General features: G+C 68.0%; 20 protein-coding genes and 2 pseudogenes. 8 read left to right on the top strand and 14 right to left on the bottom strand.

The annotated features are described in order from the left end of the window. Positions 1-3 precede the first annotated feature (3 nt). Positions 4-1,965, bottom strand: coding sequence for a M61 family metallopeptidase (locus D4766_RS06010; RefSeq protein WP_120718087.1), 1,962 nt, complete (start codon positions 1,963-1,965; stop codon positions 4-6). Positions 1,966-2,059: 94 nt separating this feature from the next. Here D4766_RS06010 and hisS point away from each other — a divergent pair, with 94 nt between their 5' ends. The 6 genes from hisS (at position 2,060) to metK (ending at position 9,107) form a co-directional block, all read left to right on the top strand. Continuing rightward, a complete protein-coding gene (gene hisS / locus D4766_RS06005) occupies positions 2,060-3,280 on the top strand; it encodes a histidine--tRNA ligase (RefSeq protein ID WP_120716631.1) in 1,221 nt (406 codons plus the stop codon). Beyond that, positions 3,277-4,347, top strand: a complete 1,071-nt coding sequence (prfA, locus tag D4766_RS06000; RefSeq protein ID WP_120716630.1) for a peptide chain release factor 1 — start codon at positions 3,277-3,279, stop codon at positions 4,345-4,347. Before hisS ends, prfA begins: the two co-directional genes overlap by 4 nt. Beyond that, entirely contained in the window at positions 4,348-5,175 is an 828-nt protein-coding gene (prmC, locus tag D4766_RS05995; protein WP_120716629.1) for a peptide chain release factor N(5)-glutamine methyltransferase, read from the top strand. A 240-nt stretch (positions 5,176-5,415) separates the two neighbouring features. Continuing rightward, positions 5,416-6,246 (top strand): DUF4167 domain-containing protein, encoded by an 831-nt coding sequence (locus D4766_RS05990; RefSeq protein ID WP_120718086.1) that lies wholly within the window; start codon positions 5,416-5,418, stop codon positions 6,244-6,246. 19 nt (positions 6,247-6,265) lie between these two features. Next, on the top strand, positions 6,266-7,843 hold the full coding sequence (gene lnt, locus D4766_RS05985; RefSeq protein ID WP_234024910.1) for an apolipoprotein N-acyltransferase: 1,578 nt from the start codon (positions 6,266-6,268) through the stop codon (positions 7,841-7,843). 49 nt (positions 7,844-7,892) lie between these two features. Then, entirely contained in the window at positions 7,893-9,107 is a 1,215-nt protein-coding gene (metK, locus tag D4766_RS05980; RefSeq protein WP_120716627.1) for a methionine adenosyltransferase, read from the top strand. A 1-nt stretch (position 9,108) separates the two neighbouring features. On the opposite strand, the gene D4766_RS05975 is transcribed toward metK, so the two are convergent. From D4766_RS05975 to D4766_RS05950, 6 genes and pseudogenes are all read right to left on the bottom strand, one after another. Then, complete coding sequence (locus D4766_RS05975) at positions 9,109-10,383, bottom strand: spinster family MFS transporter (protein WP_120716626.1); 1,275 nt, start codon at positions 10,381-10,383, stop codon at positions 9,109-9,111. Continuing rightward, positions 10,380-11,513, bottom strand: a complete 1,134-nt coding sequence (locus D4766_RS05970; protein ID WP_234024909.1) for an NAD(P)H-dependent flavin oxidoreductase — start codon at positions 11,511-11,513, stop codon at positions 10,380-10,382. Before D4766_RS05970 ends, D4766_RS05975 begins: the two co-directional genes overlap by 4 nt. A gap of 25 nt (positions 11,514-11,538) precedes the next feature. Beyond that, positions 11,539-11,679, bottom strand: a pseudogene (locus tag D4766_RS14010) (glutathione S-transferase); the annotation flags it as partial. Between the two features lie 43 nt (positions 11,680-11,722). After that, complete coding sequence (locus D4766_RS05960; RefSeq protein WP_120716625.1) at positions 11,723-12,367, bottom strand: CoA transferase subunit B; 645 nt, start codon at positions 12,365-12,367, stop codon at positions 11,723-11,725. A 9-nt stretch (positions 12,368-12,376) separates the two neighbouring features. After that, positions 12,377-13,423: an HAD family hydrolase gene (locus D4766_RS05955; RefSeq protein ID WP_120716624.1), complete on the bottom strand. Its 1,047-nt coding sequence runs from the start codon at positions 13,421-13,423 to the stop codon at positions 12,377-12,379. Then, the gene (locus tag D4766_RS05950; protein WP_120716623.1) at positions 13,420-14,124 is read right to left on the bottom strand and encodes a CoA transferase subunit A; all 705 of its coding nucleotides are present in this window, start codon (positions 14,122-14,124) and stop codon (positions 13,420-13,422) included. Before D4766_RS05950 ends, D4766_RS05955 begins: the two co-directional genes overlap by 4 nt. Positions 14,125-14,436: 312 nt before the next feature. On the opposite strand from D4766_RS05950, the pseudogene D4766_RS05945 reads away from it, so the two are divergent. Continuing rightward, a pseudogene (locus D4766_RS05945) lies at positions 14,437-16,787 on the top strand (CDC48 family AAA ATPase). A gap of 21 nt (positions 16,788-16,808) precedes the next feature. Here D4766_RS05945 and D4766_RS05940 read toward each other — a convergent pair. The 3 genes from D4766_RS05940 to polA all read right to left on the bottom strand — a co-directional run bounded on the left by D4766_RS05940 (position 16,809) and on the right by polA (position 22,173). Further along, positions 16,809-17,867 (bottom strand): mechanosensitive ion channel family protein, encoded by a 1,059-nt coding sequence (locus D4766_RS05940; RefSeq protein WP_120716622.1) that lies wholly within the window; start codon positions 17,865-17,867, stop codon positions 16,809-16,811. A gap of 52 nt (positions 17,868-17,919) precedes the next feature. Next, on the bottom strand, positions 17,920-19,221 hold the full coding sequence (locus tag D4766_RS05935; protein WP_120716621.1) for a sensor histidine kinase: 1,302 nt from the start codon (positions 19,219-19,221) through the stop codon (positions 17,920-17,922). 69 nt (positions 19,222-19,290) lie between these two features. Further along, positions 19,291-22,173 carry a DNA polymerase I gene (gene polA / locus D4766_RS05930; protein WP_120716620.1) on the bottom strand — a complete coding sequence of 961 codons (2,883 nt, stop codon included), beginning with the start codon at positions 22,171-22,173 and terminating at the stop codon, positions 19,291-19,293. Between the two features lie 219 nt (positions 22,174-22,392). On the opposite strand from polA, the gene D4766_RS05925 reads away from it, so the two are divergent. Further along, positions 22,393-22,677 carry a hypothetical protein gene (locus tag D4766_RS05925; protein WP_120716619.1) on the top strand — a complete coding sequence of 95 codons (285 nt, stop codon included), beginning with the start codon at positions 22,393-22,395 and terminating at the stop codon, positions 22,675-22,677. Positions 22,678-22,786: 109 nt separating this feature from the next. Here D4766_RS05925 and D4766_RS05920 read toward each other — a convergent pair whose 3' ends face one another. The 4 genes from D4766_RS05920 to D4766_RS05905 form a co-directional block, all read right to left on the bottom strand. Further along, complete coding sequence (locus D4766_RS05920; protein WP_120716618.1) at positions 22,787-23,800, bottom strand: serine hydrolase; 1,014 nt, start codon at positions 23,798-23,800, stop codon at positions 22,787-22,789. 162 nt (positions 23,801-23,962) lie between these two features. After that, complete coding sequence (locus tag D4766_RS05915; protein ID WP_120716617.1) at positions 23,963-24,370, bottom strand: baeRF12 domain-containing protein; 408 nt, start codon at positions 24,368-24,370, stop codon at positions 23,963-23,965. A 75-nt stretch (positions 24,371-24,445) separates the two neighbouring features. Then, positions 24,446-25,309, bottom strand: a complete 864-nt coding sequence (locus tag D4766_RS05910; RefSeq protein WP_120716616.1) for a transglutaminase-like domain-containing protein — start codon at positions 25,307-25,309, stop codon at positions 24,446-24,448. Continuing rightward, a complete protein-coding gene (locus D4766_RS05905) occupies positions 25,303-26,226 on the bottom strand; it encodes a transglutaminase family protein (protein WP_120716615.1) in 924 nt (307 codons plus the stop codon). Before D4766_RS05905 ends, D4766_RS05910 begins: the two co-directional genes overlap by 7 nt. Between the last annotated feature and the right edge of the window lie 12 nt (positions 26,227-26,238).

Genomic DNA, 26,238 nt, shown 5'->3' with positions numbered 1-26,238 from the left:
GTGTCAGCCGCCGGCCCTGGCCGCCAACAGACGGTCGAGCCCCTGTTCGCCCGTACCCGCCGGCGCCAGCCACGGCCATCTCAGGCCGCCGTGATAGGCGATGGGGATCGTGGTGTAGGTGCTCCCACGCTTCACCAGAAGCTGGATCGGAGTCTTCGTGCCGGCAGCCGCCCCGATGGCGGTCTTCATCGTATCGGCCGAGTAGGCCTCGCCGTTCACCGCCACGATCTGCGCGCCTTCGACGATACCGGCATCGAACGCCGGCCCATCCCACAGCGCCGAGCCGACGTCGCCGTCCTTGTCGAGCGTCATGCCGAGCGAATAGGTGAGGTCGAGGCCCTTGGAATAGTCCATCCGTCCCTTGTCGTAAGGATTGGGCGTATCGCGCCAGACCATCCGGTAGCCGGCCGCCTCGATCCCGCGGGTGGCGGGCGGCCGCCCCGGCGTGAGCAGACGGTCGGTCAGGAAAGCCGCCCAGTCGTAGGCATAGACACCGTTCAGCGCCGCGACGACATCGTCGAAGGTGTAGGTCAGCTGGCCGTAATCGCCGGGCCTCGATCCGGCCGGCATGCCGAAGAACACCTTAGCGAAATCGTCGAGGCCCTTCGCGCCGTTCGTGCCCTTGCGGATGATCTGGTCCGCTTCGAGCCAGGTCAGCGCGCCTTCGACGTAATAGTCCTCGCTGCGCTGGAGCGAGGGGTAGGGGTGCGGCCGGCGCGCGTTGACGATGGGATCGTTGGTGGTGTCGCCCACGTCGCGCCAAGCGCGGCCCGGCTGCCCTTCGGAATAGCGCGCGGCCGCGTTCGCGAACTGGCCGAGCACGGTATCCTTGCCCTGCAGGCCCGATCGCGCCGCCAGCACCCAGCCCCAGAACTGCGTCTGCCCTTCGTACACCCACAACAGGCTACCCTGCATCGGGGTGCGGTAGTCGGGGGTCCACAAGTCGGCCGGGCGGCGGAACTTGCCGTTCCAGCTGTGTACCAGTTCGTGCGCGACCACGTTGTGGTCCCAGTCCATCTCGTCCCACTTGACCAGCGCATCCGGCTCGTACTGGTTTTCGGAGGAGCGATGGTGTTCGAGGCCGATCCCGCCCATCCGGTCGGTCATGGCCAGCAGGACGTCGTAGTGGTCGAAATGCCGCGCGCCGAACAGCGCGTCGGCCTCGGTCACGAGATCCTTGAAGTGCTGCAGGTTCTGCGGCGCGAGCGCGAGCTGGCTCGGCTTGTCGGCCACCGCGTCCAGCTTGACGTCGCGGCCGATGTCCCAGCTCTGGGCGTACTTGCCCGCGAAGATCGGCGAATCGACCAGCGTCTCGTAGTCGGTGCGCGCCCAAGTGACGGTGTCGCCGCCGCTCGCGCCGCCGGTGCGCTTCATGCCGTCAAGCGCGGTGTAGACTTCCCACCCCTTTGGCACGGTCACGGTCGGCTTGACCGCGATCCGGCGCACGTAATGCCCCGCCGGATAGAGGCTCATCTTCTCCCACTGGAGGTTGAGCATTTCCTGCGTCATCGTGATCCGCCCCTCGGCCGAGGCGAGCGGCGAGGTGTGGATGAACTGGGCGACCACCTCGCGTGCGCCCTGCGGCAGGTCGACGCGGAATGCGTAGACGTCGAGCGGATCGCGCTTCCACAGCACGGGCTTGCCGTTCACCAGGAAGCGGATGTCGCTCACCTGCGCGATGGGGCCGCGCGCGGCATGGTTGCCGGGCAGCCACTGGGGATAGAGCAGCGTGAGATCGGTCGTGCCGGGGGCGAGCGGGATCGTCTGCGTCACGCGATAGACCGCGCGGCGGGTATCGGTCGCGTCGATCTTGAGGTCGATCGTGCCGCCCGGCCACGGTGTGTCGGCGGGCAGCGGGGTGCGGTTTTCCAGCTGCACCGCGACCGGCGCGGACCGGTCCTGCGCAAAGGCGGGAGCGGAGATGGCGAGGAGGGCGAGCGGCGCGACCGCGAAACGAAGCTTCATGGCCGCAGCCATGCGCAATCGCCTCGCCGGTTGCAAGCCACGCTTCGACGAGCGCCTTTCGCGCGCGGACCGACTGCGCTAACGGCGCGCCACCATGAGCAAGACACCCCAGGCCATTCGCGGAACGCAGGACATCTTCGGCGCCGAGGCCGAGGCCTTCGCCTTCGTGGTCGAAACCTTCGAACGCGTGCGCAAGCTCTACCGCTTCCGCCGGGTGGAAATGCCGGTGTTCGAGCGGACCGAGGTGTTCAGCCGCGCGATCGGCGAGACGACCGACGTCGTCTCCAAGGAAATGTACTCGTTCGAGGATCGCGGCGGCGAAAGCCTGACCCTGCGGCCCGAGTTCACCGCCGGCATCGCGCGCGCCTTCATCACCGACGGCTGGCAGCAGCACGCCCCGCTCAAGGTCGCGACCCATGGGCCGCTGTTCCGCTACGAGCGCCCGCAGAAGGGCCGCTACCGCCAGTTCCACCAGATCGACGCCGAGATCATCGGTGCCGGCGAGCCGCAGGCCGACGTCGAGCTGCTTGCAATGGCCGACCAGCTGCTGAAAGAACTCGGCATCGCCGACGGTGTGACGCTCAATCTCAACACATTGGGCGACGGCGACAGCCGCGAGGCGTGGCGCGCGGCGTTGGTCGATTACTTCCGCGCGGTTCGCGGCGAGCTTTCCGAAGATTCGCAGGAGCGGCTTGAGAAGAACCCGCTGCGCATCCTCGACAGCAAGGACCCGCGCGACAAGGCGTTCGTGGCCGACGCGCCGAAGATCGACGACTACCTCTCGGCCGAGGCACAGGACTTCTTCGGCAATGTCACCGCCGGGCTCGATGCGGCGGGTGTCGCATGGGAGCGCAACCCCGCGCTCGTTCGCGGTCTCGACTACTACCGCCACACCGCGTTCGAGTTCGTCACCGACCGGCTGGGCGCGCAAGGCACCGTGCTGGGCGGCGGGCGCTACGACGGCTTGATGGAAAGCCTCGGCGGCGCCCCCACCCCGGCGGTCGGCTGGGCGGCGGGGATCGAGCGGCTGGCGATGCTGGTGGGTGAGCGCACGGAGCCCAACGCTGACGTGATCGTGGTTGTCGAGGACGATTCCTCAAACGCGCAACGCCACGCTTGGCATGTCCTGACCACCCTGCGCAGTGAAGGGTATGTCGCGGAGCTTATTGCGACCGGCTCACCGCGGAAACGTTATGATAAGGCGGTAAAGCGTGGCGCGGGTGCGATCTTCAAATGCGCAGCCAACGGGCATGGATTGAATGTCGATGGAGGTGCCGACCCGGGCCTCATGAAATTGCTGGATCGTCTAAGTTGACCATCCCCGCCGAACGCCTCGACCAGATTGCGCATCGCTTCGCCGAGCTCGAGGCGCGACTGGCGTCTGGTACGCTCGAGGGCGAAGCGTTCGTCGCCGCGAGCCGCGACTATGCCGAACTCGAGCCGGTCGTGCGCGTGGCGGAACAGGTCCGCACGATGCGCGGCGAACTGGCCGAGCTGGAAGCGCTCGACGACAGCGATCCCGACATGCAGGCGCTCGCCGAGGAGGAGGCGATACGGCTGCGCAACGCCTTGCCCGAGGCAGAGCGCCAACTCGCCGTCGCGATGCTGCCGCGCGATGCGGCCGATGCGAAGCCCGCGATGCTCGAAATCCGTGCCGGCACCGGCGGCGACGAAGCGGCGCTGTTCGCGGCCGACCTCTACCGCATGTACGAACGCTACGCCGCCGAACAGGGCTGGCGGGTCGAGCCGGTCTCGATCGCCGCGAACGACATTGGCGGTTACAAGGAAATCGTCGCCAACGTGAACGGCGCGGGGGTCTTCGCCAAGCTCAAGTTCGAAAGCGGGGTCCACCGCGTCCAGCGCGTGCCCGTAACCGAAAGCGGCGGGCGCATCCACACCAGCGCCGCGACCGTCGCCGTCCTGCCCGAAGCGGCCGAGGTCGACATGACGATCGAGGACAAGGATCTCAAGATCGACATCTACCGTTCGTCCGGCGCCGGCGGCCAACACGTCAACACCACCGACAGCGCGGTGCGCATCACGCACCTTCCGACCGGCATCGTCGTGGCGATGCAGGACGAGCGCAGCCAGCACCGCAACCGCGACAAGGCGATGCAGGTCCTGCGCACCCGCCTGTTCGACCTGCGCCGCAGCGAGGTGCAGGGGGCCGAGGCCGACGCGCGGCGCGCGATGGTCGGTTCGGGCGACCGCTCCGAACGCATCCGCACCTACAACTTCCCGCAAGGCCGTGTGACGGATCACCGCATCGGCCTGACGCTGCACAAGCTCGACGAGGTTCTCGCCGGCCCGGGCCTGACCGAGCTGGTCGAGGCGCTGACCGCCGAGGATCAGGCCAAGCGGCTCGCGGCGCTGGGCGAATAGATGACCGTCGGCGTCGCGATCCGCGAGGCGGCCGAGGCGCTCGCCGCCACGTCGGACACCCCGCGTCTCGATGCCGAGTTGCTGGTCGCCGCCCTGCTCGACGTCAGCCGTAGCGACATGCTCCTCCGGCACATGGGCGATCCCGTGCCGCCCGGCGTCGGCAGCCTGATCGCCCGGCGCATGCGGCACGAACCCGTCGCCTACATCCTCGGGGTGCAGGAGTTCTACGGCCGGGAGTTCGCGGTCGCGCCGGGCGTGCTCATCCCCCGCGCCGACAGCGAGACCGTCGTGGCCGCCGCGCTCGAGGCCTGCCCCGCGCCCGCCCGCGTGCTCGACTGCGGGGTCGGATCGGGCGCGCTGCTGCTCACCGTGCTCGCGGAGAACGAGGGAGCCACGGGCATCGGCATCGACCGGTCGGCCGAAGCGCTCGCGATCGCGCGCGAAAACGCGGCTGCTCTGGGCCTCGCGCAGCGTGCCAAGATGCTCGAAGCCGACTGGAGCGCGCCGGGATGGACCGAGGGGCTGGGGCGTTTCCACCTCGTGCTCGCCAATCCGCCCTATGTCGAGCTCGACGCCGACCTCGCGCCCGACGTCCGCGAGCACGAGCCTGCAGGAGCGCTGTTCGCCGGCGCGGACGGCCTCGACGACTACCGCGTCCTCGTCCCGCAACTGCCTTCGCTCCTTACTGACGAGGGCCTCGCGGTATTGGAAATAGGGCATCGCCAGGCCGACGCCGTCGGCGCGATCGCCGCCGATGCGGGCCTCGGGGCGGAGCTTCGCTGCGATCTCGGCGGACGACCGCGGGCGCTTATCCTCCGCCCAGGGTGAGTTAGCACTTGGCAAAGCGGCCGGGCGTGGCTACCTCTGTTCTCGGACCAACCGGTTGTCGGCAAGCGCCTCCCGGTCCGGTCCAGCTCCGACATTTGCCAGGCCGCGCGGGTGGAAGCCCCGCTGCACGACAGGCAGGTGGAGCGCCGCGCAGCACGGGTTGCTCGCGGCTGGGGTCTTGCGGACGGTCCGGCATCGGGAGGGATGTTCCGGGCGGTCACCACGAAGGAACGTTTTTCCTTGAACAACAATCGTAACAACAACAACAACCGCCGTCGCGGTCGCGGAAATCGCAACCAGGGCGGGGGCAACCAGAACCGCATCGACAGCCGGGCGCGTGGCAATGCGCCGCAGATGCTCGACAAGTACAAGAAGCTTGCGCAGGATGCGGCCCATCATGGCGACCGTGTGCAGGCCGAGTACTACCTGCAGTTCGCCGATCACTATTTCCGCGTCCTTGCCGACAACAAGGCTCGCCAGGACGAAGCGCGCGGCGGCAATCGCAACGAGCGCGACGACGACGACGGCGACGAGGTCGAAGACGAATTCGACGGCGGCCGTCAGCGCCAGGGCCGCCAGAACGACCGGAGCGGAGACCGCGGCAACGACCGTTCGAACGACCGTGGTGGCGATCGGCCGGCCCGCGGCGACCGCGATAACGACGGGCGCCGTCAGCGCGGCAACCGCGGCGGCAGCCCGGATGGCCGGGATGTGCGCGGTCAGGACGACGAGATCGGCGCGGACGATGCCGGCTCGTCCGACTACGAGCCCGCCGACAATCCTTTTACCCGCGGCAGCCGCAAGCGCGATGCAGACGCCGGGACCGGCGACGCGCCCAAGCGCAAGCCGCGCGCTCGTCGCAGCGCCGCGGACGATACGGTATCGGCCGTCGAAGGCGGGGAGATCGACATCGCGGTCTTGCCGCCGTCGTTCTCCGCCACGGGCGACGAAGGCGAAAGAGTCACCGAAGGAGAGATCGGCGACGAGGGTGCCGCGCCCAAGCGCAAGCTGCCGCCGCGCCGTCGCCGCAAGGCCGACGACGAAGGCGAGCCGCTGAAGGCTGCCGGCTGAGCCAGCCGGGCGGCGCGGGGTGACCGAACGGCTCGCACGCTGGTGGGTGGCCCTTGCCGCCCGTCCGCGCCTCGCATCGCTTGCCGCCGGATTCCTTGCCGCAACCGGTTTTCCGCCGCTGAACCTGTGGCCGGTGGCGCTGGTCGGCCTGGCGCTGTTCGCGGCGATCCTGGCCGCGGCCCGCGACTGGAAGCACGCGGCACGGCTCGGCTGGCTGTTCGGTCTGGCGCACTTCACCTTTGCCAACAACTGGATCGCCGCGGCGTTCGGCTTCCAGTCCGAGATGCCCGCCTTTCTCGGCTGGCTCGCAGTACCGTTGCTCGCCGTCTATCTCGCGGTCTATCCCGCCATCGCCGCCGGACTGGCGAGAGCAGTCGGCGGAACACTGTCGATCGCGCTCGCCTTCGCTTTCGGAGGCGCGTGGGCTGTGGGGGAATGGCTGCGCGGCTGGGTCTTTACCGGCTATGCGTGGGACCCGCTGGGCCTGACGCTGCTAGGGCCTTACGACCGGCCCGGGCTGGCCGCGCTGCTGCCGTGGCTGGGCACCTATGCCCTCTCGGGACTCACCGCGATCATCGGCGGCGGGATCGCTGCGCTGGCGGCCGCGCGGGCATGGTGGCGCGTGGCCACCGTCTTCATGCTGGTCGCCGTGGGCATGTACCTGCCGGGCCCCGCGCCGATGCCGGGCACGCGCCAGATCGCGCTCGTCCAGCCCGGTTTCAGGCAACACCAGATCGACGACCCGAGCGAGTTCGAGAACCAGTTCCGCACGCTTGCCGCCATGACGCAGCCACGCAGGGATGACGGGCAGCGGCTCGTGCTCTGGCCCGAATCCGGCCTGCCCGACTACCTGCGCCCGGGCTATCCGCGGCGCTATTACCTCGCGACCACCGCCGGCGCCGATCCCGATTTTGCCAGGGGGCGCATCGGAAAGGTCATCGGGCCGGGCAGCATGCTTCTGACCGGTGCGGTCGATCTCGAAATCGAAAACGGCAAGGCGGTCGGCGCCTACAATGCGGTCAGCGCCATCGACCCTGCGGGCGAGATCGTCGGCAGCTATTACAAGGCGCATCTCGTGCCTTATGGCGAGTATCTGGCCCTGCGGTGGCTGCTGGAACCGCTCGGCGCGACTCGGCTCGTCGCCGGTTCGATTGATTTCATCCCTGGCCCCGGGCCCCAGACGGTCGATCTCGGCCGTTTCGGCACCGTCGGAATGCAGATCTGCTACGAGATCATCTTTCCGGGAGAAGTGGTCGACCGGGCGAACCGGCCGGAATGGATCTTCAATCCCTCCAACGATGGCTGGTTCGGCAGCTTCGGCTCGCCGCAGTTCGTCGGCCAGTCGCGCATGCGGGCGATCGAGGAGGGCTTGCCCGTCATCCGCGCGACGGTGAGCGGCATCAGCGCGGTGATCGACGCGCGCGGCACGGTGCGCGAACACCTGCCGACCAGCTTCACCCCGGGCCGCATCGACACGCGCATTCCGCGCGCTCTGCCGCCCACTCCCTTCGCCCTGTTCGGCAATCCGCTCTCGCTCGGCTGGGCGGCGCTCGCGCTCCTCCTATCGCTGCTTGTCAGGCGAAGGCTTGGCCGCTAGGCCGCGCATCACATATAAAGCTTTCGTTATATCCGGAGATTCCCGAGCCATGCGGTCCGACTTCCTGTTCACGTCCGAATCGGTTTCCGAAGGCCATCCCGACAAGGTCTCTGACCAGATCTCCGATGCGATCGTCGACCTCTTCCTGTCGAAGGACCCCGAGGCGCGCGTCGCCTGCGAGACCCTGACCACCACGCAGAAGGTCGTCCTGGCCGGTGAGATCCGCTGCAAGGGCGTGTACGAAAACGGCAAGTGGGCCGAAGGCGCGCTCGACGAGATCGAGCGCACCGTCCGCAACGTCGTGAAGGACATCGGCTACGAGCAGGACGGCTTCCACTGGGAAACGCTCGAATTCCAGAACAACCTGCACGGCCAGTCCGTCCACATCGCGCAGGGCGTCGACGCCGGCGAGAACAAGGACGAAGGCGCGGGCGACCAGGGCATCATGTTCGGCTTCGCCTGCGACGAGACGCCCGACTTGATGCCGGCGACGCTCGACTACAGTCACAAGATTCTCCACCGCATGGCGAAGGACCGCAAGAGCGGCGCCGCCCCGTTCCTCGAACCCGACGCCAAGAGCCAGGTCACCCTGCGCTTCGCCGACGGCAAGCCGGTCGCGGCGACGGCGATCGTCGTCTCGACCCAGCACGCCAAGGGTTACGACGAGGGCGCGAACGAGACCGAACTGCACAACTACGTGCGGGGCGTGGTGGCCGACGTGCTGCCCGCCAACCTGCTGACGAACGAGACGGTCTACCACATCAATCCGACCGGCAGCTTCGAGATCGGCGGGCCGGATGGCGACGCCGGTCTGACGGGCCGCAAGATCATCGTCGATACCTACGGCGGCGCGGCCCCGCACGGCGGCGGTGCGTTCAGCGGCAAGGACCCGACGAAGGTCGACCGCTCGGCGGCGTACGTGACGCGCTATCTCGCCAAGAACGTGGTCGCGGCCGGGCTGGCCAAACGCTGCACGATCCAGGTGGCCTATGCCATTGGCGTATCGCAGCCGCTGTCGATCTACGTCGACACCCACGGCACCGGCACCGTCCCCGACGAGAAGCTGGAGGCCGCCATCGAAGCGGTCGCCGCCGACAGGTTGGGCGGCCTCACCCCCCGCGGCATTCGCGAAGGACTGGGCCTCAACAAGCCGATCTATCGCAAGACCGCGGCCTACGGCCACTTCGGCCGCACCGCGTCGGGCGATGAATTTCCGTGGGAAAAGACCGACCTCGTCGACGCGCTGAAAGCGGCGGTCGCCTGACCTAGGCGTGCGTCCCCTCGCGCACCGCGTTGAGATCGTTCGCCACCGTTCGCGCGGCCAGGAAATAATGTCCGGCCGCCCATAGCGACAGCAGTCCGCCACCGCACATCGCGTAACCCAACGCGACGTCGGACGGCAGCCCGGTCGCCGCCAGCCGGTCGCTCAGAAGCCCGATGAGTACCGGGCCCAGCCCGCCGATGAGGCCGCCGAGGATGTTCGTGAGCGCGTTGGCGGTCGCCCGCATCCGCGATCCCATCATGTTCTGGAGCGTTCCTGCCGTCACCCCGAGGTAGGCGAACTGGACGAGCGCGGCGAGGCTGGTGAAGACGACGAAGGGCACGAAATCGCTGCGCGTGAAGGCGAGGAAGTAGAGCGGCGCGGCCAGCAGCAGTCCGATCGCCGGGACCAGCGCGTAGGAGGCGCGCAGGCGGGGCGCGAGCCGGTCGGCGAGGACCCCGCCGCCGATCGTCGCCAGCGCTGCCGGAAAGCTTGAGATCAGCGCCGTAGTCAGCCCGGCTTCCCCGACCGGAAGCCCGAACCTGCGACTGATGAGCGCCGAGAGAAACGCGATCATCCCGAACCCAACCATCGAACCGAGCGACGATCCGATAAGGAGGTGCCGGGCGCTGGGCAGGATCACGAACCGCCTGATCACCGTTCCGATCGGGGGGACCTGCTCGTCCTTGAGCGCGTCGTGCGCGCCGCGTTCGGGTTCCTGCAGGAACAGCCAGACGATCGCGGCGAGGAGGATTCCCGGCAGGCCCGTGATGATGAAGGCCCAGCGCCAGCCCCAGATCTGCGCGATGTAGCCGCCCCCGGCGAGACCGACGAAGGCGCCGAGCGGGGCGGCCAGAAGCAGGACCGACATCGCGGTGGCCCTGCGGCCCGGCGGATAGTAGTCCGCGATGAGCGACTGGTTGGCCGGCAGGCCGACCGCTTCGCCCACGCCGACCGCGATGCGTGCCGCGAGAAGCTGGTACCAGCCGTTGACGAAGCCGCAGGCCGTTGCGGCGATCGACCACAGCAGCGTGCCGACCGCGGTAAAGGTCAGCCGCCGCCGGCTTTCGGCCATCCGCGCGACGACCACGCCAAGCACGATGTTGAGCGTCGAATAGGCGAACCCGAGTGTGCCGATCTGCGCGTCGCTGAGGCCGAATTCGGCCTTCAGCGGTTCGACCAGCGCATTGACGACGATCCGGTCTACGAACCCGATCAGACCGATGAGGGTGATGATGGCAAGGGCCAGCGAAGGCGAATGACGGCGGAGGCGCTTCATCGCAAGGCGGCGGCCAGGCTTTCCACTGCCTCGACGAATTCCTCGCGAAACGACTGGACGACCGCGCGGGCCGGCCGGACGTCCCCGACCAGCCCGACACCCTGTCCCACGAAATAGCTGACGAGTTCCTTCGCCTGCAGATTGCCTGCCTCCGCCGCGCGCTCGATGCGAGCGAAGGCGGGCTCGGACACCATGCCCATCAGCGGCATGGGCAGCGTCCCGGGGCCGCCGGCGGAATCCCACGCCTCGTGCCAGGCGGTCCTGAGCTGGCGGGCCGGCTTGCCCGTGCGGCTGCGCGAGCGCACGGTGTCGCGGCTGCGCGCATGAACCATCTTGTCGCGGAAGGTCGCGCTCGTCTCGCTCTCGGGCGTCGCGAGCCAGACGCTGCCGGTCCACGCCCCTTGCGCGCCGGCGGCCATCATGCCCGCCATCTGACCGCCGGTCATGATGCCGCCGGCCGCCAATACCGGCACGGCATGGCCGGCGCGGTCCAGGGTGCGGACGACCTCCGGAATCAGCACCAGTGTCGATACCTCGCCGCAATGGCCGCCCGCCTCGCCCCCCTGCGCCACGATGATATCGACGCCAGCGTCCGCCTGCCGGATGGCGTGTTCCTTCGCGCCCACCAGCGCGGCGACGGGCACGCCGCGCTTCTTGCCCTCGGCGATCATTGCCGCCGGCGCGATGCCGAGCGCGTTGGCGATGAGCCGGATGGGGTGCCGGAACGCGACCTCCATCAGCGCCATGCCGTTCTCCGGGGTAATGCCCATCCTCTCGCGCAACGGAGCGACCGAGCGGTTCGCCTCGATTCCGTACTGCTGGAGGATGTCGGCGGCGAATTCGGCATAGCGCGGCTCGATGGCCGCCGCGCGTGCCGCGTTGTCGGCCATGCCCGCGACCCGCGCATCGACGATCTCGGGCACGATGACGTCGACGCCGTAGGGCGCGCCATCGACATGCGCGTCGATCCAGGCGAGTTCCTCCTCGAGCTGTTCTGGGCTAAAGCGGGTCGCGCCGAGCACGCCGAAGCCGCCTGCCTTGCTCACCGCGGCCACGACGTCGCGGCAATGGCTGAACGCGAACAGCGGAAATTCCGCGCCCGTCATCTCGCATACGCGGTTCATCGCCATCGGCTCGCTCTCCCGTCCGGAGCGATCAGGCTCCTGCCCGGTAGTCTGCGACGAATTGTCCTGCCGCGGCAAGCTCTTCCTTGTGGCGCCCCTTGCGCCAGCTTTCTGCGAGCGCGGCCGCTTCCCATTCCCGCATCGCCGGATGGGCGATCACCCGACCGACCCAAGCCAACTCGAGTAGTTCCGGTTCGCAGTGACGAGCGTGTAGCTCACCCCAGCGCCACCTCGTACTTCGCGCTCGTCTTTTCGGCCACTTCCTCGGCGGTCACATCGGGGGCGAGCTCGATCAGTTCGAAGGGGCTGTCGTGATCCTTGCGGCGGAACACGGCCAGATCGGTGACGATCATGTCGATCACGTCGCGTCCGGTCAGCGGCAGGCTGCACGCCGGGATGAGCTTGGGGCTGCCGTCCTTTGCGGTATGTTCCATGACGACGATGATCTTCTTGACCCCGGCGACGAGATCCATCGCGCCGCCCATGCCCTTGATCATTTTGCCCGGGATCATCCAGTTCGCGATGTCGCCGGTTTCCGACACTTCCATCGCGCCCAGCACGGTGAGGTCGATGTGCCCGCCGCGGATCATCGCGAAGCTCGCCGCGCTGTCGAAGTAGGCGCTTTGCGGTAGCTCGCTGATCGTCTGCTTGCCGGCGTTGATGAGGTCGGGGTCGACCTCGTCGTCGTAGGGGAACGGACCGATGCCGAGCATGCCGTTCTCGCTCTGCAGGGTCACTTCCATCCCGTCGGGAATGTGGTTGGCGACGAGGGTCGGGATGCCGATGCCGAGGTTGACGTAGTAGCCGTCCTCGAGCTCCTGTGCGGCGCGGGCGGCCATCTGGTCGCGGGTCCAGGGCATGGAAATTCCTTAGCTGAGCGGTGTGGGGATGAGGAACCAGCCGTTGCCGACGATGGGCTCCAGCGCGGCGCCTGCCGCCGGGGATTTGAGATACTGGAAGAGTTCGTCGAAATCGGCGCGCTCGTCGCCCGCGATGGCGACGATGCACAGTTCCTTGGCGACATCCTGCCGGCGGGTCTGCTTGCGCTCTTCCGGGAAGCGCAGGAGCACCAGTTCGTCGCGCCCCGCCGGGTCGAGCCCTGAGGAGACGAGGGCGCGGCGCACGGCCCCCGCACGGTCGGCCGTGTTCGACGATACCCACGCGATCGCGATGTCGTCCGCCCGCAACCGTGCCAGCGCGTCGGCCAACGCCGGATCGCCGCGGGTCGCGCGCTGCGGGTCGAGAGTGGCGCCGGCCGGGTCGAGGTCGATCATGACTGCCGCCGGATGGATCGAGCATTCGCGCCGTACCGGGCTGAGAGCTTCGGGATCGGAGAGCATGGCCGATCGCCGCTCGGCCCCGGCGATCGGAAGGGTGCCCATGTCCGCCGCGAAACGCGTGAAGGCGCCGTAGTCGCCGCTCGCGGGCAGCGAGGCGGCCGGGGCGGGCAACGATGCCCGACGCAGCGCGTCCGGCACGGCGCCGCCCGGCGGCGGCAGACCGCCGGGGACCGCGGCGACCCGGGTTCCGTCCGCCAGCGTCACGGCATCGCCGGGGGCGATCTCGGGCGCGGGTGCGCTGGGCAACTCGGGCACGGGAGTCGAGCGCGCAGACTGCGTGGGCATCGTCACTTCCACCCGGCTGCCGTCGGAGAAATCCTGCGAGCGGACGATCGCCGAAGGCGTCGCCGCGGCGGGGCCGGATGCGGCCACCGCGACGGGCTCGGGGCCGGCGGGAATGGCGACGCGGCCCTGCCGTTCGGCCGCATCGGCACGGCGCTTGTCTTTGCTCTTGTCGACGCCCACCACGGTTCCGGCCGCCATGACTGGCAGGACTGCCGCGACGCAGCCCGACAGCGCAGGCAACGCCGCCAGCGCGGCGATCGCCAGCGGCAAACGCACGCGCGCGGGCGTCACGCGGCCCGCTCGCGGGTGGTGCGGAACTCGATCTTCTTGTCGTAGGGCGATCCCACGATCATCCGCTGGACGTAGACGCCGGGCAGGTGGATGCAGTCGGGGTCGAGGCTGCCGGTGGGGACGATCTCCTCCACCTCGACCACGCAGACCTTGCCGCAGGTGGCGGCGGGCAGGTTGAAGTTGCGCGCGGTCTTGCGGAACACGAGGTTGCCGGTCTCGTCCGCCTTCCACGCCTTTACCACCGCAAGGTCGGCGAAGATGCCGCGTTCGAGCACGTACTCCTGCCCGTCGAAGACTTTGGTCTCCTTGCCTTCGGCCACTTTGGTGCCGACCCCGGTTTTCGTGTAGAACCCGGGGATGCCCGCACCGCCCGCGCGCATCCGTTCGGCAAGCGTGCCCTGCGGGCAGAACTCGACCTCGAGTTCGCCCGACAGGTACTGACGCTCGAACTCCTTGTTCTCGCCGACATAGCTCGAGATCATCTTGGCGACCTGCTTCGTGCGGAGCAGCTTGCCGATCCCTTCGTTGTCGATCCCGGCGTTGTTGCTGGCGAAGGTCAGCCCCTTGACCCCGCTGTCGCGGATCGCATCGAGCAGGCGTTCGGGCACGCCGCACAGGCCGAAGCCTCCCGCGGCGATCAGCATGTCGTCCTTCAGCAGCCCATCGAGGGCGGCGGCGGCATCGGCGTGGAGCTTTTTCATCGCGGCGGTCCTAGCGAGGCCGCACGCGCCTGTCATCCACCCGGGTTTCCATCGGACGCTCGGTTGCAGAAAATCGAACGGTACATGTCCTTTTCGCACTTGCACAAAAGTGTGCAGTGCAGCATATGTCTCCCTGCCTTTCAGGCATCCTCTCCCAAGACTTTCAAGGCCCGGTGGTTATTCGCCGGGCCTTTTTTTCGTGCCGCCTATACAGGGTCCTCGGCACCTTCTGTCCCCCCGTTCATTGGAAAACGGCATTCCGCTTCCTAGCTGGAAGGGGACAAAAGACACGAGAAGAAAGGGCCGGGATCGATGGCCGATACGGACGGCGAGACGACAGGCGACACCACCATCAGGCTCCAGGTCGCGGCAGCGCGGCAGGAGGAAAGCGGGCAGGGCATCGCGCGCATGCCGCGCAGCGCATTCCAGGCGCTCGGCATAACCGAAGGCGACGTGGTCGAGATCGTCGGAAAGCGGACCACCGCGGCGATTGCGGTACCGGCCTACGACGAGGATCAGGCGCTCGAGGTCGTCCGCCTCGACGGGCTGCAGCGCGGCAACGCCGAAGTCGGCAGCGGCGAGCACGTGCAGATTCGCGTCGCCGAATCGCGCCCCGCTACCCGGGTGGTCTTCGCCCCCGCCCAGCGCGAGATGCGTCTTCAAGGTCCCACGCAGGCGCTACAGCGCAACTTTTTCCGCAAGCCGCTGGTCGCGGGCGACATCGTCGCGACGACCGGTCAGCAGCCGGTGCAGAACATGCCGCCGCAGGTCAGCCGGATGTTCAACCAGCCGGCCTACGCGCTCACCCAGATCCGTCTCAGCGTCGTGTCGACCAGCCCCAAGGGCATCGTCCACATCGACGAGAACACCGAAGTCGAGCTGCGAGCCGAGTTCGAGGAGCCACGCGACGGCCGCGCGGTGGTGAACTACGACGACGTCGGCGGTTCGGCGACACGATCCAGCAGCTTCGGGAAATGGTCGAGCTGCCGCTGCGCTATCCTGAGCTGTTCACCCGCCTCGGTGTCGACCCGCCGAAGGGCGTGTTGCTTCACGGCCCGCCGGGGACCGGCAAGACCCGGCTCGCACAGGCGGTCGCCAACGAAAGCGACGCGACGTTCTTCATCATCAACGGGCCCGAGATCATGGGTTCGGGCTACGGCGAGAGCGAGAAGCGCCTGCGCGAGGTGTTCGAGGAAGCGGCCAAGAATTCTCCCGCGATCGTCTTCATCGACGAGATCGATTCGATCGCACCCAAGCGGAGCCAGGTCGCCGGCGAGGCGGAGAAACGGCTCGTGGCGCAGCTGCTCACGCTGATGGACGGGCTGGAGGCGCGTTCCAACGTCGTCGTGATCGCGGCGACCAATCGCCCCGACGCCATCGACGAGGCGCTGCGGCGTCCGGGCCGGTTCGACCGCGAAATCGTGATCGGCGTACCCGACGAGAAGGGCCGGCGCGAAATCCTCAGCATTCACACCCGCGGCATGCCGCTGGGCGACAAGGTGAACCTCGACGAGCTGGCGCGCACGACGCACGGGTTCGTCGGCGCCGACATCGCCGCGCTCGCGCGGGAGGCGGCGATCGAGGCGGTGCGCCGGATCATGCCGCGCCTCAATCTCGACGAACGGACCATTCCGCCCGAGGTGCTGGAAGACCTCATGGTCACCCGCGAGGATTTCCTCGAGGCGCTGAAGCGCGTCCAGCCGAGCGCGATGCGCGAGGTCATGGTGCAGGTGCCCAACGTTGCCTGGGACGACATCGGCGGCATGGCCGAGGCGATCGACGCGTTGAAAGAGGGGATCGAGCTGCCGCTCAAGAACCCCGACGCGTTCCGCCGGCTGGGCATCCGTCCCGCCAAGGGCTTTCTGCTCTATGGGCCCCCGGGCACCGGCAAGACCCTGCTTGCCAAGGCCGTCGCCAAGGAAGCGGAGGCGAACTTCATCTCGATGAAGTCGTCCGATCTCCTGTCCAAATGGTACGGCGAAAGCGAGCAGCAGATCGCCCGGATGTTCCAGCGCGCGCGCTCGGTGGCGCCGTGCGTCATCTTCATCGACGAGATCGACAGCCTGGTGCCCGCGCGCGGGTCGTCGGCGGGCGAACCGCAGGTGACGGGCCGCGTGGTCAACACGATTCTGGCGGAAATGGACGGCTTGGAAGAGCTGCAGTCGGTTGTCGTCATCGGCGCTACCAACCGCCCGACGCTGGTCGATCCGGCGCTGCTGCGGCCGGGCCGGTTCGACGAGCTCGTTTACGTGGGCACGCCGGACAAGGCGGGCCGCGCGATGATCCTGGGTATCCATACCCGGAACATGCCGCTGGCGTCCGACGTCGATCTCGGCCGCATTGCCGCCGATACCGAGCGCTTCACCGGCGCCGACCTGGAAGACGTGGTCCGCCGGGCCGGTCTCGTCGCGCTGCGGCGCGCGGGGCGCGAGGTGACGCAAGTGACCGCGGCCGACTTCGCCCAGGCACTCGGCGACTCGCGCGCCACGGTGACGCCCGCGATGGAAGAGGAATACAAGAAGATGCGCGGCGAGCTGAAGAAGCGCGCGGCGGAGGCGGCCACCTCTATCGGCTTCATCACCGAAGGCATGCTGGAGCCCACGCGCGAGTACAAGCACGCACCCGCCCCCGCCCCTGCAAAGGGCGAACGCAAGGACGACTGACCCCGTCGGTGGCCGGCGCGATCAGCTCGCGCCGGCCGCCACCGTCGCATGGAGCAGTGCCTTCGGCTGTTCCTTCCGCAGCCAGTCGAGCATGTGCTCGCGAATGGCGGCGCGAAGCTCGAACAGGTCGCCGATGGTCGCCGCGCTAACCGCGAGACGCAGTTCGACCGAACCGGCGCGCGCTTCCGTTAGCAACGCCTGCGCGGTGCGTTGATCCCACCGTGGGTGTTCGGCGACGAAGCGCTCGAATTCGGCGCGGATCGGCGCGATTTCGGCCGAGGGGTCGAGGTGGAGGAATACCGGGCCAGTCAGCACTTCGCTGGCGCGGGTCCAGTTCTCAAAGCTGTTATCGAGGAACCGGCTCGTCGGCACGATGGCGGTGCGCTCGTCCCACATCCGCACCACGACGAAGCTCATGCGGATTTCCTCGACCCGGCCAGTGTGGCCGTCGATCACCACCATGTCGCCGAGGCGGATGGGTTCGGTAATTGCCATTTGCAATCCCGCAATGAGAGACTTCAACGCCGGCTGCGCGGCGGCACCCACCGCCAGCGCGGCGAGACCGGCGGAGGCGAGGATCGTCGCGCCCACCTGGCTGACGCCGGGAAGCTGGAACAGCATCAACCCGACGGTGACGAACAGCACCACGAACGTTGCGGTGCGCGACAGGATGGAAATGCGCGTGCGGTGGCTGCGCGCGGCGGCGAGATCGACCGACGCTTCGGCGCGGTGGTCGAGGGCCAGCGCGAACGCCTTGATCACCGCGTAGGCGATCCAGCCGAGCAGCGCGGGGAGGAGGAAGTTGTCGAGCGCGTACCAGACGTGGCCGATCCACGGGTCCGCCTTGGCGGCAAGGGCGATGCCGACCGCCACCAGCGCCCAGCGGACGGGCGTGCGGATCCGGTCGATCACCATGCCGTCGACCGGGGTCGCGGTCCGAGCGGACAGGCGATCGGCGATGGCGAAGGCGATTCGGTGGACGATCAGCGCGATCGCGATCGCGACCGCGCCGTAGATCGCGGCGTGCGCAGCCTCCGTCCAGTCGATCGAATAGCGGGCGGGGTTCAGTTCACGAAACATGATGCCCGCGCCCTATGGGCCGCACGGCACCGTTTCAACCCGTGTGGCCCCTTCAGGAGTTGGGGAAGCGGATGGTGACCACGACCCCGTCGGCCGAGAACTGGCGGTCGATACTGCCGCGAAGCTGCTTGGCGGCGCCCGTCATCAACAGGCTGCCGAACCCCTGTCGGGTCGGTTCCGCGCCGTCACCCTTGCACTCCTCGCGCCAGGTCAGTTCGATGTCGTTGCCGTCGTCGCTCCAGCCGACGCGGAGAACGCCGCCCTGTTTCCAGCAGCCGTACTTGACGGCGTTGGTCGTGAGTTCGTGGAGGACGAGACCGAGCGGCGTGACCTGCTTGGCCGACAGTTCCACCGGCGGCCCTTCGAACTCCGCAGTGCGATCGGCGGTCAGGTAGGGGCGCACCGTGGTCTCCAGCAGCGCCTTCAGCGACGCGACGGGCTTGTCCAGCGTCCCTTGCGTGACCTCGTGGGCGGTCAGCAGGGCGTGAATGCGCTCGGCGATCTTTTCCACTACGGGCTTCGCTTCGGGCACGTCCTTGCCGGTCATGCGCACGATAGCCAGGATCACCGCGAACAGATTCTTGACCCGGTGATTGAGCTCGCGCGCGAGGAGGTCGGCACGGTCGCGCGCTTCGGCCACGACGACCGCCTGGGCCGCCTCGGCCTCCGCACGCGCGGCGCGGACCGAGAGACGCAGGCCCAGCCACAGCGCCACCAGCACGAGCGCCAGAAGGCCGGCCAACAGGGGCAAGACCCGCCCTTCCGCCCGGGCGGCTTCGCGTGACGCGCCTAGCAGGACATCGCGCTCGATCGTTTCCAGCTCGCGAACCGCCAGCCGCAGGCGTTCCATCGCCTCCTGCCCCTCGTCGGTCAGGACGAGCCGCTGCGCTCCGATGCGGTCGCCCCGTTCGATGAGGCCGATGGACTGTTCGATTTCGGCGAACTTTGCATCGCCGAGGTTCTCCATTTCGTCGAGCAGTTCCTCCTGCCGCCCGGTGGGCGTGTCGCCGACAAGCTCGCGCAGCTTGTTCATCGCTGGGCGGTACTGTTCGCGGCCGAGGAAGTATGGCTGCAGGTAGCGCCGGTCGAGGGTGATGAGGTACCCGCGCTGGCCAGTCTCGGCATTCAGGGCCGATCGGCTGACGTTTCGCAGCTGGACGAGGATCTCGTTGGTCCGGAAGACCTGTTCGCGTTCCCGCCGCTCGGCCTCGACGGTCTCGAAAATCAGGAAGATGGCGCCCAGAAGCGCGGCGGCGACGACGGCGAAGGCGATGGGCGTCGTCCAGCGCATTCGGGTAGGGCCGAACGCAAAGCGCGCCGTCGGTGCGGCGGCCGTGTCGTCCTTCGCGTCCATGCCAGTCGGATTAGTGGCCGTGCGCGGTCGGCGCAAGCTGGCGGGACCGGACGCCCGGGCGCCTCAGCGTCAGTGCGCCGTGCCCCAGCTGCGTCCGGTGCCGATCTCGATCCCCAGCGGCACGTCGAGCCGCACCGCGGGTTCGGCCGCCTCGGCCATGACCCGCCCGATGACCGGGGTCGCGGCCGCCACGTCGCCTTCAGGCAGTTCGAAGACCAGTTCGTCGTGCACCTGCAGCAGCATCCGGATGTGGCCCAGCCCTGCAGCTTCGAGTGCGGGCATCATGCGAGCCATCGCACGCTTGATGATGTCGGCGCTGGTCCCTTGGATCGGCGCGTTGATCGCGGCGCGTTCGCTGCCGGCCCGTTCGTTGGGATTCTTCGAGTTGATCCGCGGGAACCACGTCTTCCGCCCGAACAGCGTTTCCGAGTATCCCTTGGCCCGCACGCTTTCGAGCGTGGCGTGGATATAGTGCTGGATGCCGGGAAAGCGCTGGAAGTAGGTGTCGATGATCGCCTGCGCCTCGTCCGCCTCGATCCCCAGTCGTCCGCCGAGGCCCCAGCGGCTGATGCCGTACAGGATCGCGAAGTTGACCGTCTTGGCCCGCGCGCGGGTGTCGCGGTCGACGGTGCCGAACATCTCCTCGGCGGTGCGCGAATGGATATCCTCGCCGCTGGCGAAAGCGTCTTTCAGTTGCGGCACGTCGGCCATGTGCGCGGCCAGGCGCAGTTCGATCTGGCTGTAGTCGGCGGCGAGGAGGACGTTGCCGTCCTCCGCCACGAACGCGTCGCGGATCTGGCGGCCGATCTCGGTGCGGATGGGAATGTTCTGGAGGTTGGGGTCGGTCGACGACAGGCGGCCGGTCTGCGCCCCCACGAGACTGTAGCTCGTGTGCACCCGGCCCGTATCGGGGTTGATCGCCGCCTGCAGTGCATCGGTATAGGTGGACTTGAGCTTCGACAGCTGCCGCCATTCGAGAACCTTGGTGGCGACCGTCGCGCCCTGGTTCGCCAGTCCTTCGAGGATCGCCTGGTCGGTCGAATATTGCCCGCTCTTCCCCTTGCGCCCGCCCTTGTAGCCCATCTTGTCAAACAGGATGTCGCCAAGCTGCTTGGGGCTGCCGATGGTGAACTCGGTCCCCGCCTCGGCATACACCTCCTGCTCGATCCGCGCCATCTCGGTGGCGAACTCCTCGCTCAGCCGGGCGAGGCCGGCGCGATCGACCTTGATGCCGTTTCGCTCCATCGCGGCGACGACCGGGATCAGCGGCCGGTCCACCCGCTCGTAAACCTGCGTGCCGGCTTCCTGCGCGAGGCGCGGCTTGAGCGTCTTCCACAGACGCCAGGTCACGTCGGCGTCCTCGGCCGCGTATTCGGTCGCCTTGTCGAGCGGGACCTCGCCGAAGGGGATCGCCTTCTTGCCCGTGCCGCAGATATCCTTGAACGTCAGCGTCTTGTGTCCGAGGTGGCGCTGGGCGAGCTCGTCCATCCCGTGTCCGCCGCCGATGCCGCCCGCGCCGATGCCGTCGATGCTCCGCCCCGCGTCGAGCGCGAAGCTGACGATCATCGTGTCGTCGATCGGGGCCACGTGGATCCCGGCGCAGCGCGACAGGATGTTGAGATCGTACTTGATGTTCTGGCCGACCTTCAGGACCGCGTCGCTTTCCAGCAGGGGCTTCAGCATCGCGTATGCAGCGGAACGGTCCACCTGCTGCGGCTTCTCGGCGAACATGTCGGACCCGCCGTGGGCCAGCGGGATGTAGCATGCGTCGTTGGGTTCGAGGGCGATGCTGATCCCGGCGAGTTCGGCGCGCATGGCGTCGAGGCTGCTGGTCTCGGTATCGATGGCGACGACGCGGGCGGCGAAGGCGCGCTTGACCCAGTGCTGCAGCCGTTCGGGCGTGGTGACGCATTCGTAGGCGGTGCGGTCGACCGGGGGCATCTCGGGCAGGGGCTGGCGGTTGCCCTGCGGCGAGGCGGGGGCACCGGCGGTCTGCGGCTTGGCGGGATTGAGCTGGGTGGGGCGGTCGGGGCTGCCCTTGCCATCGTCCAGCCGCTTGAGGAGGCTGGTGAAGCCGTGTTCGGTCAGGAACGCGGCGAGCGGTTCGGGCGGCACGCCGTCCAATTTCATGTCGTCGAGGTCGACGGGCATCGGGCAGTCGCACTTCAGTTCGACCAGCACCCGGCTCAGTTCGGCCATTTCGCGGCCTTCGATCAGCCGTTCCTTGAGCTTGGAGGCCTTCATCTCCGGCGCGGCATCGAGCGCGGCGGTAAGGGTCCCGTGATCCTGGATCAGCTTCGCAGCGGTTTTGGGCCCGATGCCGTAGATGCCGGGCACGTTGTCCACGCTGTCTCCCATCAGCGCGAGGACGTCGCCGACGAGTTCGGGCGGCACGCCGAACTTCTCGATCACCTCGTCGCGCCCGATACGAGCGTTCTTCATGGTGTCGAGCATGTCGATGCACCCGCCTTCGGTCACGCCGGGGTCGAGGTGCTCGTCGGCGCACTGGCCGATGAGCTGCATCAGGTCCTTGTCGCTCGACACGATCGTCACGTCCCATCCGCGGCGGGTGGCCGCCCTGGCGTAAGTGGCGATGATGTCGTCGGCCTCGAGGTTGTCCTCCTCGATGCAGGGCAGGCTGAAGGCGCGGGTGGCGTCGCGGATCAGCGGGAACTGGGGTACCAGGTCCTCCGGCGGGTCGGGACGGTGCGCCTTGTACTGGTCGTAAATCTCGTTGCGGAAGCTGGTCGCGCCCTTGTCGAGGATGACCGCGAGGTGGGTCGGACCGTCGGCCTTGTCGAGATCGTCGGCCAGCTTCCACAGCATCGTCGTGTAGCCATAGACCGCGCCGACCGGGGTTCCGGCGGGGTTCGTCAGCGGCGGGAGCCGGTGATAGGCGCGGAAGATATAGGCCGATCCGTCGACCAGGTAGAGATGCTGCTTGTCTGCCATCGCGGTCCTGCTAGCAGCGCCGGCGCATCGGGTCAGCCGAATTTCGGCGCCGTAACACGTGCCGAATTCGGCGACGTTCAGCAGATTGTGGCGAACTGCGGCAGAATTTGGGCGGAAATGTGCGTTTGCCCTTGCGCCGCCACATTCCTGCCACTATTTGGGATCGGCACGGTGACCACACGGTGCACCCAACCAACGCTGTTCAGAGGAACAACGACTATGCGTAAGATCATTCTCGCCGCCGCCGCTGGCGCCGCCGCCCTGACCCTGTCGGCCTGCTCGGAAAAGACCGAAGACGCCGCCGCCACCACCGCTGAGTCGGCTGCTGCCGACACCGCCGCCAACGCCGACGCGATGGGCGAAGCCGTCGACAACGCCGCGGACAACACCGCCGCTGTCGCTGCCGATGCCGCCGACACCACGGCCGCTGCCGCGACCGACGCTGCTGCCGCTGCCGAAGCCAACGTGCAGGGCGAAACGACGACTGAAGCGCAGGCCGACTGAGCCTTCGCCTCCATCGAGCGAAAAAGAAGAGGGCGGTGCCGCGAGGCGCCGCCCTTTTTCTTGTGTCTCGAACCTGGCCGGAAAACGTGCCCCCGACCTGGCCGATCGATCAGTAGGTCGCGTTGGCGTAGGCGCGGCCCGCGGCGAGCGCGGGGGCCTGATATCCGTCGTAGAGTGCGCGGGCGATGCTCGCGATCTTCGCATCGCGGGCGGGCTTCGATCCCTGTCCCGTCACGTAGATCGCCACCGCGATCGCGCGTCCGTCGGGCGTGTGCATGATGCCGATGTCGCTGGCGGTGTTGTTGAGCGTACCGGTCTTGTGCGCGACCTGCACGCCGCTGGGGAGCATGCCCTTGATCCGGCGCGCGCCGGTGCGACAGCGCTCCATCGCGCCGAGAATGACCCGGCGGCTCGATTCGCGCAGGAACTTTCCCTGGTAGAGCCCGGCCAGCAGCCGTCCCATCGTTTGAGGCGTGGCGCTGTCGCGGACGTCGATGCGCTGGGCGGGGTCGATCTCGCCGTCGTCGCGCACCAGCGTGGCGATGTCGCGGGTGATGTTGAAATCCGGCATCCCGTTGCGCGCCGCCCAGGCGTTGACCGCGGCCGGCCCGCCGACGACCTTGAGCAGCGCGTCGGTGGCAGGATTGCTGGAACGGGTGATCATCATCTCGATGAGATCGACCGCGCTGTAGTACTTGCCCGGCACGACCGGCGCCTTGGTCGACGAGAACCGCGCCGAGGCGACCGGCACCATCAGCGGAAATTCGCTCGACAGGGTCCAGCGGCCCTTCTCGACCCCTTCCATGAAGGTCGCGGCGATGGCGATCTTGCTGGTCGACGCCATCGGGAATCGCTGGTCGCCCAGCACCGAGACTTCTCGCCCGCTGGCAAGATCGACCGCATAGACGCCGATCCGCCCGCCCGATCCGTTCGCGATCTGCGCCACCGTGCGTTCGAGCGCCCAGTCGCCTTGCGTCTGGTAGCTTTGCGGCGCGCGCACCTCGGTGCCGAGCATCGCGTCGAACAGCTGGTTGAATTCGTTTTCCGCCGCATGCGCGGTGGAAATGCTCGAAATTCCGAGCGTGAGTGCGGCGGCGAGCCGCGCGATCCGTCCCAGTCCCATGTCCCTACCCTGGCCCCATCATCCTTTGCACAGACTTAACGGGACAAGGTTTTCTTGCGCAACAGCCGCGCGACGAAAAGTGTCGCAGCCGCGATATCGGAGAAGGAACGGCGCGTCCGGACCCGGCTGGACTGAACCGGGTCCGGCGTTGGCGAGGCGTCGTCAGGCGGCCGCGATGGCCGCTTCGATGCGGTCGGTCGGCTCGCCCGTCATCGTCTTGGCGATTTCGCCGACGAGGCGCTTTTCGAGTTCGCCGTGATAGTGGCGGCGCATTTCGCCGAGCGTCTTGGGATCGGCGATCACGAGAAGTTCCTCGATCTCGCCGGCCTTGGCCCTGGCGTTGAGCCATTCGCTGGCCGCCGCGCCGTGGGCCAGTTCGTTGAGATCGGTCGCGCCGGTCTGCTGGCTGCCGGGATCCTGGTGGCGCACGCCGGCGCTGAAGTTCGTGGGATCGAGCTCGGGTTCGCCGACCGCCTCGAGCTTGGGTTCGAAGGCCTGCCCTTTGTTGCGCATCACGACGAAGCGGGTGCCGTCGACGATGGCGACGTGGGCGTTGTGGCTCAGTTTCATGTGTGTTGTCTCCTCTCCCGAACCAACGATCCGGGCGGGGGAGGGGTCCGCATTCCGGCGCGATTTTCCTGCGGATCAGGCGACGGCGCGTTGGGGAAGGGCGGTCTCGGCTGGAGGACGCGACAGGTCGGTATCGGCGACTTCGTCGGTGTGGACGTCGAACCGGGTCAGGCGCGCGTTGCCGAAGCTGGTGGTGATCGCCGTGTCCGTCGCGTCGCGCCCGCGGGCCATCACGATCCGCGCGATCCGCGGCGTGTTGTGGCGCGCATCGAACGTGTACCACCGGCCGCCCAGATACGCCTCGAACCAGGCGGAAAAGTCCATCGGCGCGTCGATCGGGTCGATCCCGATATCGCCGAGATAGCCGGTGCAATATCGGGCCGGCACGTTGATCGCGCGGCACAACGTGATCGCGAGATGGGCGAAGTCGCGGCACACCCCGCAGCGCGTGTCGAAAACCGACCGCGCGGTGCTTTCGGTACTGGCCTTCATGTAATCGAACTCGATCCGCTCGTGCGCCGCGGTCACCATGGCCTGCACGCGTGCCCACCCGGGCGGATGGTCCCGGGCGATGTCCCATGCCTCTTGAGACAATCGGCTGACCTCGCAGTAACGCGAACTCATGAGGTAGGTCAGGACCTCGTCCGGCAGCTCGTCCACCGGGTGCTGGACGGCATCGAGCGCGACCGGATCGGGCGTACCCGGATCCTCGATGACGAAATCGGCGCGCAGCGAGATGCCGCCCGCCGGCACGACCAGCCGGGTGCATACGTTGCCGAAAGGATCGATATACTGGCGATAGGGGACGGCCGGCTCGGCCCGCAGCACCTCGGGCGTGCGCAGGTCCGCCTGCCGTTCGGGGCGAACGTTGAGGAGGGCGAGCATGGGCACGTCGGTGTCGGTTTCGAACGCGATATCGAAGCCGGTGCGGATCAGCATTGCTCGGTCTCCTTCTGAATCATCGGCGGGTGGTCGGTTTCGACCGTGTGCTGCTTGATGCGCACGTCCACCCCCATGTCGATCTGGCTGCCCTTCACCCCGCGCCAGGTGCCCGACAGCGGGGTCGCCTGCGCGGGATCGCGGGCGACGGCCACGCGGATGAGGCCGCGGTTGCCGACGATGCCGTTGGTGGGGTCGAACTCCACCCAGCCCGAACCCGGCAGGAACACGCGCACCCAGGCATGGGTCGAATGGCCGCCGACGCGCGCGTTCTCGTTGTCGGGCTGGTAGAGGTAGCCCGACACGAACCGCGCCGCGAAGCCCAGCGCGCGGACCGCGTCCATCATCAGCACCGCGTAATCGCGGCACGTCCCGCTGCCGAGATCGAGCGTTTCCAGCGGCGACTGGATGCCCTTCGTCTCGCGCGGCTGATAGGCGAAGTCGCGCCGGATGGTCTCGGTCATCCGCTTCAACAGATCGAGCGTGCCATTGGGATGCGCGGTATCGACGAAGTCCATCGCCCAGTCGTCGACCTGGCGGTTGCGGTCGGGATAGTCGCGCTCGATCGAGCGCAGGAGGTCGGGCATGTCTTCGGAGGAATACGTGAACGGGTAGCTTTCGGCGTACCGCTCGATCTCGATGTCTTCCTCGCAGGTCGGCAGGTGCTCGACCTCGGCGCTACCGCGCACCTCCAGCGTATCGGCGCGCCGGTCGAACGTGGCGATGGCGACCGCGTTGCCGAACACGTCCTGCAGCCAGCGGAGCGACTGCGGTTCGGGATCGATCTCGAGGTTGGCCGACAGCACTCGCTGGTCGAAGCTCTCGCGCGGGCGCACGAGGATGCGATGCTCGCCGAACGCCACATCGCGGCGGTAGCGATAGCGGGTGACGTGATTGATCGAGACGGTGATGGGCATGGCTGGTCCGGC

It is taken from the genome of Tsuneonella amylolytica, assembly GCF_003626915.1.
Taxonomy (GTDB): Bacteria; Pseudomonadota; Alphaproteobacteria; order Sphingomonadales; family Sphingomonadaceae; genus Tsuneonella; species Tsuneonella amylolytica.
This window is presented reverse-complemented; position numbering and strand designations above follow the sequence as displayed.